The following is a 13,764-nucleotide window of genomic DNA, read 5'->3' as shown; positions in this document are numbered from 1 at the left end:
TAAGCTTGGGAAAATGTGGGGGTATTTTAGGTGGCTTATTGGCTTTTGGCTGGCGGGTAGTTGTGGCGAACTAAGGTATACTGCGCGCCAGTAAAACAGTAAAGGAGCCAGTGGGTGGCCAAGACAAAAACCGCATATGTATGTAATGACTGTGGCTCTGATTACCGCAAATGGCAGGGGCAGTGCACAGATTGTGGTGCCTGGAATAGCTTAAGCGAAGTAAAGCTTGGCCCAACGCCTAGTAATAGAGCGGCCAAGTTTGAAGGTTATGCGGGGGCTGCTGGGGGTGGCGTAAAAACGCTCGCGGATATTGATCTGCAAGATGTGCCGCGTTTCAGCTCTGGCACAGGAGAGTTTGACCGGGTTTTAGGTGGTGGTTTGGTGCCAGGCTCGGTGGTACTGATCGGCGGTCACCCGGGGGCGGGTAAGTCGACCTTATTGCTGCAAACCATGTGCTTTTTGGCCGCTCAGAAGGAAGCTTTGTATGTCACGGGTGAAGAGTCTTTGCAGCAGGTGGCCATGCGTGCCAAGCGCTTGGGGCTGCCTACTGACAGATTAAAGATGCTTTCAGAAACCAGTGTGGAGGCAGTATGTACTGCGGCGCAAAATCTTAAGCCTAGCGTGATGGTGGTGGATTCTATTCAGGTGATGCACCTGGCGGATATTTCATCGGCGCCGGGCAGTGTCTCTCAGGTTCGCGAGAGCGCGGCCTATTTGACGCGCTTTGCTAAACAGAGCGGCACGGTGCTGATCTTGGTGGGACATGTTACCAAAGATGGCAGTCTAGCTGGCCCTAAGGTGCTGGAACATATGATTGATTGCTCGGTGCTGCTAGAGGGTGGGCATGATAGCCGTTTTAGAACCATGCGAGGCAATAAAAACCGCTTTGGTGCTGTCAATGAGTTGGGCGTTTTCGCTATGACTGAGCAGGGTTTGAAAGAAGTCAGTAACCCTTCGGCGATATTTTTACAGCGTGGTGAAGAGGCGGCCGCAGGCTCGCTGGTTATTGTCGTTTGGGAAGGAACGCGTCCGCTGCTGGTTGAGATTCAGGCTTTGGTCGATGATAGCCATCAGGCTAATCCGCGCCGTGTAGCGGTTGGCTTGGATCATAATCGCTTGAATATGCTATTGGCGGTATTGCATCGCCATGGTGGCATTATGGTGGGCGATCAGGATGTATTTATTAATGTCGTTGGCGGTGTGCGGGTAATGGAAACCAGTGCCGATCTCGCATTGCTGCTGGCGGTAATTTCAAGCTTTAGAAACCGTGCTCTGGATCGATCTTTGGTGGTTTTTGGCGAGGTGGGTTTATCTGGTGAAATTCGCCCGGTACCCAGTGGGCAAGAACGTTTGCGAGAGGCTGCAAAACACGGCTTTAAGCGAGCTATCGTGCCGATTTCCAATTGTCCCGCCGAGCCCATCGAAGGTTTGCGGGTCTTAGGGGTGAAAACTTTGCAAGAAGCGATCTCTGCGATGGAGTCCTAATGGGTAGGTTTTCATATACAGCCGCAAGCTACCATTAATACCTTTTATGCTGGGCTTTATCAGCCTAGAACGGTATTCAGGGAGAGAATCCCAAGCCTGAGTATCAATACCCTGGGGCGTGCTTTATACTGCGCGCTTTTGTTTGGTTTACAGTGCCCAGAAAGTTGTGCTGTTTTGACCTCTATTTCTCTATTTTTCCTTTGTGTGTGCGGCTTTGGCCCTTTTAACTTTGGAATTTATTGAACCTTGAGGCGAGAATTTTTTAGGAGTTATCGATGCACATAAGCTCATATGACCATATGAAGCGTATTGCGGAAAAATATTTGAACGCTGACGAAAAGCTCAATATCTACGATTTGGGCAGTTACGATGTAAACGGCAGCTACAAGCCCATCTTTGATAACCCCAATTGGCAGTATAAGGGGATTGATCTTGAGGCAGGCCCTAATGTTGATATTGTATTGAACAATCCTTATCGCTGGCCATTGGCCTCCGAAAGCGCTGATGTGATTGTTTCGGGTCAGGCTTTTGAGCATATTGAATACTTTTGGGAAACCTGGATGGAGATGGTTCGTGCGCTGAAACCGGGTGGTAAAATCCTGCTTATCGCGCCTTCCAGAGGGCCAGAGCACCGCTTTCCGCAAGATTGCTGGCGCTTTTATCCTGATGCTTATCATGCCTTGGCAAAGTTTGGCGGTATGTGTTTAGAAGAGGCTACTACCGATTGGGAGCCCCATGAAGCTGAGTGTAGCCATGCCTGGGGGGATACGGTTGGGGTTTTCTATAAACCTAAGCGTAGCTTTTTGGGACGGATAAAACGCAAAGTTTTGATGTCTTTAAGAAGATGGCTGTTTCGCCAGACTGTATAATCAAGGCATAAACGGCTTTTGGGCTAAGCTTCTGGCTTTAGGCCCCAAAATTCTAAACGACCAGAAAGATGATGGATTGAGAAGATTCTGTGGAAGATAGCCAACAACAAAAGATCGGGCAGCAGTTAGTTACTGCTGGCAAGGTTTCTAGCCGAGATATCGAAAGGGCTTTGGCTGCCCAAGAGGAAATGGGCGGTTATATTGGCCGAGTATTGGTTAGCTTGGGCTTAATCTCGGAATTGGATCTTCTGACCGCCTTAGGGCAGCAGCTGAATAAGCGCCTCATTAGCAATGAAGAATACCCTGAAGAAGCCATTCGCCTAGATGGCTTGGCTGAAGAGTTTTTGCTCAACAATCTTGTTGTGCCTTTTCGTAGTAGCGATTCCCAAGTAGATTTCGCTGCGACCGTTCCGCAAGATCCTTTCATTAATAAGGCTTTGAAGCTGGCTTTAGGCCGACCTGTAAATATAGAGTTTGGCCTTGAGAGCGATATTAACGTTGCGCTGGCCAAATATCGCCAGAGCGATGAAGAGGGCGAGCTCGATGATGAAGGTGAAGCGTTTATCGGTGACGATGAATTCATCGAGCATCTAAAAGATTTAGCCAGTGAAGCCCCAGTAATACGGGTAGTTAATCAGATTATTCACCAAGCCTTAGATCTAGGTGCATCTGATATTCATATTGAGCCTTTTGATGATGGCCTGCAGTTACGTTATCGCGTTGATGGCGTGTTACAGGATATGCCGGATCCGCCTTCGCCGGATTTATCGGCGGCTATTGCTTCGCGAATCAAGTTGCTGGCCGGTTTAAATATTGCCGAGCGCCGCCTGCCTCAAGATGGCCGAATCATGACTCGTGTTAAAGGGCATGAACTGGATTTACGTGTTTCCACCACGCCGACCGTGCATGGTGAAAGTATCGTGATGCGTGTACTCGATCGCCAGAGTATCCAGCTTAGCTTGCAAAGTATGGGCTTTAGCGAAGATACCTTAAAAGTCTATTTGGATTTGCTGGCCAAGCCCCATGGCGTTTTGTTGGTTACAGGGCCAACCGGTTCAGGTAAAACCACCACGCTCTACGCCTCATTGGCTTCTATGGATGCGGCTTCTGCAAAGATTATTACCGTTGAAGATCCGGTGGAATATCAGCTGCGTGGTATTAATCAAATTCAAGTGCAAAGCCAGATCGATCTAACCTTTGCGGCCGCTTTGCGATCTATTCTGCGTCAGGACCCCGATATCATTATGATCGGTGAGATGCGTGATACTGAAACCGCTCAAATTGGTGTGCAATCAGCGTTAACCGGCCACTTGGTATTATCCACCCTTCACACCAATACCGCTGCCGGTGCTATCACTCGTTTAGAGGATATGGGGGTAGAGCGCTACTTAATTACTTCTTCGGTAAATGGTGTATTAGCTCAGCGATTAGTGCGAACTCTTTGTAAGGAGTGCCGTGAACCTGTGGATTTATCGGCTATAGCGAAAACAGAGGCTGGCCTGGATCGTTTTATGCCTGTCGGTGAAAATACTATTTATCATGCCAAAGGCTGCCCAAGCTGTAAGCAAACCGGTTACCGAGGCCGAACGGCTATTCATGAATTGTTTGTAATGGATAGCCAGATGCATCGCGCTATTTTGGATGGTGCCGATGCGACTCGCTTGCACCAGGAAGCTCGCCAACAAGGCATGATTACCTTGTATGAAGATGGCTTGCGCAAGGTTGCCGCCGGTGAGACCTCGCTTGAAGAGGTTCTGCGAGTTACCCAAGATCAAAGCGATGATGACCAAGCGGCTGAGTTGCGTGCTGTCGACGCCGAGGTGAGTAGTTAAGATGGCAGAGTTTTCCTACAAGGCGGCTGATCGCAAAGGTGCGATGACCCAAGGGAATATTTCGGCTGCCAATAAAGAAATGGCCATACGTAGCTTGCGTCAGCAAGGTTTAACCCCTGTTTCTGTGCAAGAAGGCTCGGTTAAAATCAAAGCTGATTCGGATAATGTTCGTTTATCCCGAGAGCAGGTTCTGAATATCACCAGTGAGCTTGCCGTGTTAATGCGGGCGGGCTTACCGATCGATCGAGGCTTAAAAGTACTCATCGATATGAGTCAAGAAGATGAGCCTAAAATTGTCCTTGAAGAGCTATTGAAAACCGTCAAGAGCGGTAAAGGCTTAAGTACTGGTTTAGAGCTCTATGAACGTGATTTTGGCGGCTTTTATGTCAATATGGTTCGCTCTGGTGAGGCCAGTGGCGATTTAGCTAATGTGCTTCAGCATTTGGCGGAATATCTTGAAAACGCCAAAGAAGTTCGCTCTAGTGTGGTTTCGGCCCTCATTTACCCAGCCATTTTGATGGGGGTGGCGGTAATCTCTATCGCTGTCATGTTGGGTTTTGTGGTGCCGCAATTTGAATCCCTGTTTGCCGATATGGGGGATGCCTTGCCGGCTATGACCGCCGGGGTAATTGCTGCTGGCGATTTTATTACCGGGTGGTGGTGGCTGTTGCTAATCATCATTGCGGCCGTTGTTTGGTATGTGCGTCACTGGATAAGTACCGATGAAGGTGAATATCGCTGGCATGGTTTTCTGTTGAAGATGCCTGTTCTTGGCTTGGTTTTATTTAAATATGAAATGGCCAACTTTTCTCGCACCGTCGGCACCTTGTTAGGCAGCGGCGTATCACTATTGCAGGCGCTTACTATCGGCATTAATACTGTGGGCAATCGCCATGTAAAAGAGTCACTGCAGGATTTGCCGCCGGCGGTCAAGCAGGGTGGCCGTATATCTGCCTCTATGGAATCTAATGGTAACTTTACTCCCAAAGTGGTTCAGATTGTTCGTGTGGGTGAAGAATCCGGCAGTTTAGACGCAATGATGTTAGAGCTGGCCCGGGTTTACGATGGTGATGTAAAGGTGGGTGTTAAAAGAGCGCTAACCTTTATTGAGCCAATTTTGATTTTGTTTATGGGTGGTGCTATCGCCCTAATTATTATTGCCATTTTGATGGGGATTATCTCCGTCAATGATTTGGTTTAAATCGTATTGGCAGCTGCTTCGCTGGCGGTTGCCTCGCAATAAAAATGATGAGGAAGAGACTGTGAAAAAATCGCTAAATGTAAAAGCTGAAAAAGGTATGACCTTGATCGAGCTATTGGTGGTTTTGGCTATTTTGGCCTTGGTTGCTGGTTTGGTCGGCCCAGCTGTTATGGATAAATTTGGTGGCGCACAGAAAAAAGCTGCTGGTATTGAAATCAATGGCATCATCTCGGCCTTGGATATTTATAAGCTAGAAGTAGGGCGCTACCCCAGCAATGATGAAGGTCTTGCCGCCCTAGTCGAAAAGCCAGCCAGCGCTAAAGGTTGGAACGGTCCTTATTTGTCGGATCGCAAAATGCCGGTAGATCCTTGGGAGCGTGAATATATCTACAAGTACCCAGGTGCTAACGGAGGCGTAGAAATTATTTCCTATGGTGCGGATGGTCAGCCTGGTGGTGAAGGCGATGCTGCTGATATTTCCAGCAACGACTAAGACATAGTCAGTAAGTCTTTATGCAATCTCGCAGTAGCGGTTTCTCTTTAATCGAGTTAATGCTGGTATTGGCCATTATGGCAGCTGCGACAGCGGCGGCTTTGCCCGCCATGGGCCGTATGTACGATGCCATGCAGTACCGCGATTCTGTACGTTCATTAATTAGCTCCACCAAGGCCGCGCGTTTTAAAGCGCTGAGCTCTGGCCGATCGGTAGATTGGGTTTATCGCGCAGGCTCCAGGGAAGTTTTGGTAAGCAACAAGCTGCAGCAGACCTTCAATGAAAGCTTTTCTATCGAGGTAGTCTCTGCGAAAGAGCTTAGCGATGATTCTCGCAGGGCGGTTATTCGTTTTTACCCCGATGGCAGCTCAAGCGGTGGCGATATTCGTTTAGAACATGAAAGCGGTAAAGGTGTGCAAGTTAAGGTCGATTGGTTGTTTGGCCGTATCAGTCAACACTCTTTAGAAGAAGAGTTTATATGATGCGCCGGTTTCAAGTTGGATTCTCTTTGCTGGAAATGCTAGTTGCCATCGCGGTGCTAGGACTTTGCCTGGGTGCCTTGTATCAGGCAGTAGCGGGTGCGAGCAGAAATGTGTCTTTGGATGAGCAGTATGCCTATGCCTCGGTTTTGGCTGAATCGCTATTAGCAAATCACCAAGTTGTTCCTATCACAGGTTTGCAGCTAAGTGGTGAAACGGAAGGCGGCTATGGCTGGCAAGTGTCGACTCAGCCCGCAGCGGGTGATTACCCTGAGGGTATGAAAGAGGGGGTGCTGCAGGATATAGAGGTGATTGTATCTTGGGATGATGGCCACAGAGTGCGCCAGTTTCTATTGGAATCAATTGTTATCGGGGCGGAGGAAAAGCAATAAATGCCTTTGCGTCGAAATGCCGGTTTAACATTGATAGAAATGTTAATTGCGCTCGCAATATTATCGCTGGTTTCGCTTGCAGCGACCACGGCCTTAAGGAGTTTTGCTCAAAGCCAAGCAGCGGTAGAGCGTAAAATTGAAAAAGTAGAGCAGATGCGTATGACTCTAGCTTTTGTTCGCAGAAGCTTGCAAAAAGCCGTGCCTATAATGCATCCAAAAGGTTTTTATACGTATTTTAAAGGGACAATTGATGAGCTGATTTGGGTTGCACCAATGAGCCAGGTAGGGGCTAAAGGTTTGCAAATTTTACGCTTGTCTGTGGGGCAGGATGGCGAGATGCTCCTACAAATGTTGCCTTACAATAGTGATTGGAAACCACCCGTATGGGCAGATGTCGAGGCTTATAAAATCTTAGCTGGTGGTGCCGAACTGGAATTGGGTTATCGCGCTAATTGGCAGGAGCGTTGGCAGGATACTTGGGATTTGTCAACGGAAAGCCCCTCGACTGTTAGGGTAAATGTTCGCATGCATGATGAGTATTGGCCCGAGCTGATCGTCCATATGGCAGCAACTCAGGCGGTGCAGCTGTGACCTTAGGCTCCTACCGTAGGCAGCAATCTGGCTTGGCGCTGGTGATGGTGATGTGGCTAGTGGCCGCAATGTCACTTATGGTTGCTTCTGTGGTGTACGTTGCAAGAATGGATGTGAAGCAGCAGCAGCTTGATCAGGAAATGATTCGTGCTGGAGCGCTGTTTGATAAAGCAATGCGTCTATCAATGAGGCAGTTCAAGATAGATACAGCTGAAAATAATGCCTCCAAACAGATAGCGCAGCAGTACTTTTTAGAGCATAACTCTAGCGAACTGAAAGTGGAAATTTACCCCGCAAGCGGTTTGATTCACCTGGGGTCTTTGACTCCGGAGCTATTAATAGCAGTTTTGCAGTTTGGGGTAGGAGTGGAAGAAGGGGATCTAGCATCCTTTGTTGAACTGATAGGTGGCGGCTTTTCTTCGGCTGCTATTGATGATGAGTTTTTGGATTTACCTAATCGTTTTAGGGCACTGGAGGATTTGTTATTGATTCCAGGTATTACTGTTGACCGCTATGAGCTTCTTAAAGATTACTTTTATATTGGTCAAAGCGGTGCTCCTGGGGTTAACCCTGCGGCGGCTCCCAGAGAGCTTCTGTCAATTTTGGCTGAAGGCGATGAAACGGTAGTTGATGAATTTTTGATGTTGAGAGAAGAGGCGCTTAACTCTGGTGATGGCAATGTAATACCTCATGCTCAGTTCTCAACTGGGATGTTGTCTAGCGCTGATAGCTCTGTGTATAGGGTTGATGTTAGCTTGGCTGCTGATAAATATGCTTTTAAACAGCGCTATTGGATTTCAATGATGCAGAGCCGTGAAGGTGTGCCTTGGAGGGTTCAGTCAAAAGAGCCTGTACGATCCGTAGGGCGATGATCAAGTGACGGCCAGTAACAGTCATCACTGCTTACCAATAATGTTGAATGATTTGACTAAATGAAACTTGAGACGAACAATTTAAGCCTATTTGGCTATGATTTGAGCAATGCTTTTGCTTGGTTGCGCTTGGCTTGGCGTGAGCTTCTTTGGGATCGGGGCTCGCCTTTACTGCGAGCCTTCGAGGAGCCTGTTCGCCTTTATGATGCCGATAGCTTGCAAGAAATAGGCATATACCGTGGTGATCAAAGATTAGCTAGAGATGATCGCAAAATTGAAACCCGAGCTGTTTGTTTGGCCGATAGCGCTGTACTTTCAAAGAGTATTCAGTTGCCTATTGCGGTAGAAGCCGATTTGCACGAAGTCATGTTGCTAGAGTCTGCGGCTAATAGTCCATTCCCGGAAGAGGATACTGTGATGGGGTGGCGTGTGGCCAAGCGCCAACAAGATAGCTTAAGTATTGATTTGTTAATAGCTCATAAGGCTGATGCTCGAGCAGCTATTGCATCGATAGATGGTGCTGAAGAGTTATGGGCGCGAGCTTCTTCCAGTCTAGTGTTGATGGAAGGCTTTGAGGAGAATAGACGCCGGCAAAGGTATTTGGGCTCCATTAAAAAGGTCGCCTTTAAGTGTTTCGTAATCCTGCTGTTGGCATGTGTTGCGCCTGCCATGGTGTCTGGTTTTCGCTTTGTCCAGATGGAAAAGGTCCAGCAGCAGTTTCAGGATCTTAAGCGTGATTCTGCATCGGCTGTAGCTGCTAGGGAAACCTTGGCTAGCGCTAACGATCTAATGGATAGGTTTAACGTACTAATAAGTGAACATCCCGAGCCAAGCTACTATTTGCAGCTTCTTACCCAGCAAGCAGCTGATGATGTCTGGTTGCGGACTTTTAACTTGAAGGGGCTAAAGCTGCAGATAACTGGTTATGCTGAAGATGCCACGGCATTTATACAGCAGTTGTCGCAATTAGAGCAGTTTTCGCAGGTTAAGCAGCGTGGCGGTATTCGTCGCGATAACGCCTCTGGAAGAGAAGTATTCACTTTGGATATTAGCTTAGACCCTGACTTTAGGGTATTGGAGGGTGAGGAGTGAGCATAGTGCAACGCCGATTTGGCCGTCTTCTCATTGTAATCGCCGCAGCTGCCCTTCTTTTGATGGCTTTAGTTTGGGGGCATTTTGTTTCCCGCTATTTCGAATATTCGGCAGAGATAATACGTTTGCAGCCGCTGATGGCACGATTTGTGGGAATGAAAAATAGTGAGCAGCGTTTTATAGATGCTGATCGGCAAGTCAGGGCTAGCTTAGAGCAGCTATCGCTATCTGTGTCGGGTGGTGCAGATGCTGCTGCTGCTGAATTGCAGCGCAGAGTTCGCGCGCTTGCATCGGAGCATGGTATGTCAGTGGCGGGTAGCCAGATATTACCTGTTGTCGAAGGGGAAGGTTATCAGCAGTTGGCCATTAATATGACAATTAAAGGCGAAATGTCATCTTTGCCAGGGTTGCTGCAGGGCTTGCATGACTTAGAGCCTAGAGTGATTGTCTCTAGTGCTCAGATTAGCCCTGCTAGATCACGACGGAATGGCCCGCAAAGTGTAAGTCTTAGGGTGAATGTGCTGGCGTTGAGGACTAGGCCATGAATTTAAACAGCATAACTTCTATGGGCTTCCCCAAGTTGCTTGATCGTATTTTATTGATTTCTATTGTGTCCTTTTTAATGTTGCTCTTATGGTGCGTATATAAGGTATGGGCCACGCCTGTGCCGGGAGCTATACTGCCGGCGGAGAGTGCGATGACGCCATTGGTCGTTGAAGATAGAGTGTCACTACTTGATGTCAATATAATTAACGAAAGGCCCTTGTTTTGGCGAGGGCGAAGACCTACTGTGATTGAGGCGGCTCCGGAAGAGGAGCCTGTAGATTCTGGCTCTGGCGACTTGTCTAGGGTCAGGGTGCTGGGTGTTTATGCCTCGGGAGCTATGATTTCAGGGGTTAAAGGTAAGGGGCGAGTTAAACTTGGCGAAGAGATATTTGGCTGGAAATTGCAGAAGCTTTCTGGGAATCAATTACGCTTTGCTAAGAATGGTCGCTATGAGTATTTACGCCTAGAAGAGCCTGTTGATAAGGCTGAGTCTGAAAATGGCAGTAAAAAGCGCAGAAAACGCTAAGCTTATGATTAAGTTGATGTGAGTTAGTCTGGAAAATTCTTTACTTTTCAGGTGCTTACCATGCTAACCTGTAGTTGCTTGTAAGTTTTGTGGCTATTTAGTAGTATGCAGCGGCAATCGGCAGCGTGATAAATATAAGCAATAGAGGCCGGATAGCACTTCGTAAGAGGCAGGTGTTTTACCTCTCTGTGCTATAAATCAATTTATCGCTTTAAACAAAACTGTAATATTTAGCATTGATACTTGTGATCCGCATGATGCGGTCTATAGTATGATTGCTTTTGTTTTAAATTTAATTCCACTTTGTTGATTGAGGGAGCGTCTAGGCTCTTCGTTTTACTGAGTGAATCCTTGCCTTAAATAGGCCAAGATTGGCGTTCAAATCTACACTTGGTGTTTTTAAAAAATTTGTGCGCGAAATAAGTTTTGTGTCGAATAGCACTAAGCGACAAAAAAAATGGCTAAATCAGTGAATTGATAAAAAATTCAGTTGTTTAGCCCTAGTCGCTATGTTATTTTACACCCCCGTGTTTGCATGGCTTTCGCTGTGTGAATTATGCGGTAATGCCCAGTACGCTGTTTTAATTCAGTAGGGAGTACTGCATAAATGTGCTTTATGCAGTTGTGTTAAAGAGAAAACTAAAATTGTTGTAAACCTAGGAGCAACATAAATGAAGAAAAAACTTTTACCTTTAGCGCTGGCGGCAGCGGCTGGTTTAACTGGCATTAATTCCGCTCACGCAGTAAATGTAAACCCAGCAGGTACTGGTGAAGTACTGATCTACCCTTTCTACACTGTTGAAGGCGGTCAGGACACTCTGTTCTCTGTTGTGAACACTACTAACGAAACTAAAGCTGTTAAAGTTCGTATCTTGGAAGCAATGAACACCCAAGAAGTTCTTGACTTTAACTTGTACCTATCTCCACAAGATCACTGGTCTGCTGCTATTACAGCTACTAGCGATGGCGCTCAGATTCTTACTGGTGATACCTCTTGTACTGTTCCTCTAAGCTTGTCGGCTAAGAGCGTTGGCGCAACCGGTACTCCTCAGCCTTTCCGTAACTTCGAATACGTTGATGATGAAATCAATGATGGCCTAGAGCGTACCCGTGAAGGTTACATCGAAATCATCGAAATGGGTGAAGTTGATGAGACTGATGCAGAAGCCGCAATTTTGCACGCTAATGGCTTGCCAGATGATTGTGCTTTCTTAGATGCTGAGTGGAAAAAAGGTGCTGGTGGTATCTTCGCTACTCAGACTTCTAACATGCAAGAGCCTGCTGGTGGTCTGTACGGTTATGGCGTATTAATCGACGTTGCCGAAGGTACTGCTGCTGGTTATGACGCTGTTGCTCTTGAAGCATTTAGTGATGCAGCTCTTCACACTAACCCAGGTAGCTTGAGCCCTGCTTTGAACCAAGCCTCACCTGCGACTGCGGTTGTAATTGATGGTGTTACCGCCCGTACTGCAACTTTCGTTTCTGGTATCGATGCTGTATCTGCTGTAATGATGCATAGTGCTATCTCTAACGATTACATCTTGGATGCGGATCTAAACGCTGGTACCGACTGGGTTATCACCATGCCTACTAAGCGTGAGTACGTAAACAAGTACGCGCTGGCAGATGACATTCTAGTTGCTCCATTCAGTTCTGTATGGAACCCTGCGACTACTACTGCTTGTGAGCAGATCACTATCTCTTACTTCGATCGTGAAGAAGGTCGTGTAACTGTTGCGCCTGAAGATAACGACTTCTCGCCTCGTCCTCCAGTAGCTGCTGATCCAGTATTATCTCTATGTAAAGAAGCTAACGTTGTAACTTTCAACTCTGCTGATGTACTAGAGGCTACCGATCGTGTTAAGAGCAACTTGAACCTAGACGATGGCTACGACGCTGGTTGGTTGACTGTTGGTCTAACTACTGTTGAAGCTTCTGTTACTACTGGTAAGACCATCGAGAACTTCGACGGTGTTGACTCTACTGATAATCCAGCTATTGATCCTGCGGTACGTAAGTTGACTTCTTATGAGGGTGGTGCTGCACCTGCTAACTTGGGTGACACTAACAGCTTGACTTTCGACGGTCTACCTGTTGTAGGTTTCGCTGTACAGAGCTATGTAAATGGCGCTAACAGTGGTACTTTGGCTAACTACAATGCTGCTTTGGCTCACAAAACAACTACTGTTGTTACTGTGAACTAAGTTTAGCTTTGCTAGCTTAAAAAACGCGGCTTATGCCGCGTTTTTTTTTGCACAAAAGGGGATGTACGGTTAAATAAGCGGTTGAGTGTAGTACCAGTTGTTTATTTCTAGGTTATACTGATCGATATTGAAATTTTGTTGTCAAAGGGACAGGAAGAAAACTCTCAAATATAGAGGTTAGCTATGCAGAGTAAATTAAAAATATTAGCAGCAAGTATTTTGGCGGCAAGCGTGCCACAAAGCATTTCTGCCTTTGACTTGAATATTGCGGGTCAAACTTGTACAGGGTTTACTGAGATTTCAGTCGTTACTGGAAATGACGGAAATGTTACCGTGAATACTACGGGTGGTGATATTAACGCCTGTTTAACCGGTGGTGGTGGCGGCACGCCCGATGATCAAAACTCAAACGATCATGACCCTGTAATTACAACCAGTTCAAGCCGTAGCATCACAGAAAACAATACAGATGTCGTGACTCTAGCTGCATCAGACAGCGACGTTGGCTCTACGGGCACATTCGCTTACAGCATCGTTGGTGGCGCTGATCAGGCTTTGTTTGAGCTTACCGGCGCAGCTAGTAATGTCCTCTCCTTTAGGAGTGCCCCGGATTATGAAACCCCTGCCAGCAGTAATACATCGAATACCTATGTAGTTGAGCTTCAGGTTACTGATAATGATACTAATGGTGCTCGGACTGCAAATAAAACCATTAATGTCACTGTGAACAATGACCCCGCTGACGACGGTGGTGGCGGTGGCGGTGCATGTGGTGCATTGCCAAGTAATGTAAATTTGACCAGTGCTGTTTGGGATTTAGATAACCCCGGCAATACTGAGCAGATTAATGTTGCAAGAACAGATATTCGCTCTATTCCGTTTGAAACTCCGGCAGCGGCAGTATCTTCCGGCTATTTTGCCTTCACTTCGGTAACTGGTACCTCAAGGGTGCGTCGAAGTGCTTGGATATCTGAGTGTCCTGGACAACAGCCCGATTTAGATAGTGTAGCTTGGGGTTGTAAAGGTGAGGGTACTTCTCAGACACAGGTTAAGTTCCAGATTGGCCAAAGTGGTTGGTACTGTGATCTGCAGCCAAACACTCGATACTATATTAATGTTGTAAACGAAAACTGTACTTCATCTACCTGTAATGTGTATCGACAGGCAAATATTAAGTAACAC

At 47.0% G+C, this 13,764-nt stretch carries 14 protein-coding genes; all 14 read left to right on the top strand.

Features of this window, described 5'->3' with window-relative positions; all coding sequences use genetic code 11:
• The first annotated feature begins 114 nt into the window (after positions 1-114).
• The 14 genes from radA (at position 115) to Q1A41_RS13275 (ending at position 13,761) form a co-directional block, all read left to right on the top strand.
• On the top strand, positions 115-1,485 hold the full coding sequence (gene radA, locus Q1A41_RS13340) for a DNA repair protein RadA (RefSeq protein ID WP_299979830.1): 1,371 nt from the start codon (positions 115-117) through the stop codon (positions 1,483-1,485).
• Positions 1,486-1,760: 275 nt separating this feature from the next.
• Positions 1,761-2,354, top strand: a complete 594-nt coding sequence (locus Q1A41_RS13335; RefSeq protein ID WP_299979827.1) for a methyltransferase domain-containing protein — start codon at positions 1,761-1,763, stop codon at positions 2,352-2,354.
• Positions 2,355-2,443: 89 nt separating this feature from the next.
• Complete coding sequence (locus Q1A41_RS13330; protein WP_299979825.1) at positions 2,444-4,186, top strand: ATPase, T2SS/T4P/T4SS family; 1,743 nt, start codon at positions 2,444-2,446, stop codon at positions 4,184-4,186.
• A gap of 1 nt (position 4,187) precedes the next feature.
• Complete coding sequence (locus Q1A41_RS13325; RefSeq protein WP_299979822.1) at positions 4,188-5,387, top strand: type II secretion system F family protein; 1,200 nt, start codon at positions 4,188-4,190, stop codon at positions 5,385-5,387.
• A gap of 61 nt (positions 5,388-5,448) precedes the next feature.
• A complete protein-coding gene (gene gspG, locus Q1A41_RS13320; RefSeq protein WP_299979819.1) occupies positions 5,449-5,880 on the top strand; it encodes a type II secretion system major pseudopilin GspG in 432 nt (143 codons plus the stop codon).
• A gap of 20 nt (positions 5,881-5,900) precedes the next feature.
• Entirely contained in the window at positions 5,901-6,362 is a 462-nt protein-coding gene (locus tag Q1A41_RS13315) for a GspH/FimT family pseudopilin (protein WP_299979816.1), read from the top strand.
• Positions 6,359-6,751, top strand: coding sequence for a type II secretion system protein (locus tag Q1A41_RS13310; protein ID WP_299979813.1), 393 nt, complete (start codon positions 6,359-6,361; stop codon positions 6,749-6,751). Before Q1A41_RS13315 ends, Q1A41_RS13310 begins: the two co-directional genes overlap by 4 nt.
• On the top strand, positions 6,752-7,342 hold the full coding sequence (locus tag Q1A41_RS13305) for a prepilin-type N-terminal cleavage/methylation domain-containing protein (protein WP_299979810.1): 591 nt from the start codon (positions 6,752-6,754) through the stop codon (positions 7,340-7,342). It abuts the gene before it with no gap.
• Positions 7,291-8,214, top strand: a complete 924-nt coding sequence (locus tag Q1A41_RS13300; protein WP_299979807.1) for a hypothetical protein — start codon at positions 7,291-7,293, stop codon at positions 8,212-8,214. The genes Q1A41_RS13305 and Q1A41_RS13300 overlap by 52 nt, the downstream gene beginning before the upstream one ends.
• A 60-nt stretch (positions 8,215-8,274) precedes the next feature.
• A complete protein-coding gene (locus Q1A41_RS13295) occupies positions 8,275-9,306 on the top strand; it encodes a PilN domain-containing protein (protein ID WP_299979804.1) in 1,032 nt (343 codons plus the stop codon).
• Positions 9,303-9,851, top strand: a complete 549-nt coding sequence (gspM, locus tag Q1A41_RS13290) for a type II secretion system protein GspM (RefSeq protein WP_299979802.1) — start codon at positions 9,303-9,305, stop codon at positions 9,849-9,851. The genes Q1A41_RS13295 and gspM overlap by 4 nt, the downstream gene beginning before the upstream one ends.
• Positions 9,848-10,378 (top strand): hypothetical protein, encoded by a 531-nt coding sequence (locus Q1A41_RS13285; RefSeq protein ID WP_299979799.1) that lies wholly within the window; start codon positions 9,848-9,850, stop codon positions 10,376-10,378. The genes gspM and Q1A41_RS13285 overlap by 4 nt, the downstream gene beginning before the upstream one ends.
• Positions 10,379-11,049: 671 nt before the next feature.
• A complete protein-coding gene (locus Q1A41_RS13280; protein ID WP_299979796.1) occupies positions 11,050-12,582 on the top strand; it encodes a hypothetical protein in 1,533 nt (510 codons plus the stop codon).
• A gap of 183 nt (positions 12,583-12,765) precedes the next feature.
• Positions 12,766-13,761 carry a cadherin repeat domain-containing protein gene (locus tag Q1A41_RS13275; protein ID WP_299979793.1) on the top strand — a complete coding sequence of 332 codons (996 nt, stop codon included), beginning with the start codon at positions 12,766-12,768 and terminating at the stop codon, positions 13,759-13,761.
• Positions 13,762-13,764 lie beyond the last annotated feature (3 nt).

The sequence above is a fragment of the uncultured Pseudoteredinibacter sp. genome, assembly GCF_947502065.1.
Lineage (GTDB): Bacteria > Pseudomonadota > Gammaproteobacteria > Pseudomonadales > Cellvibrionaceae > Pseudoteredinibacter.
Note: the sequence above shows the minus strand (reverse complement) of the source record. Positions and strands in the feature narration are given on the sequence as shown.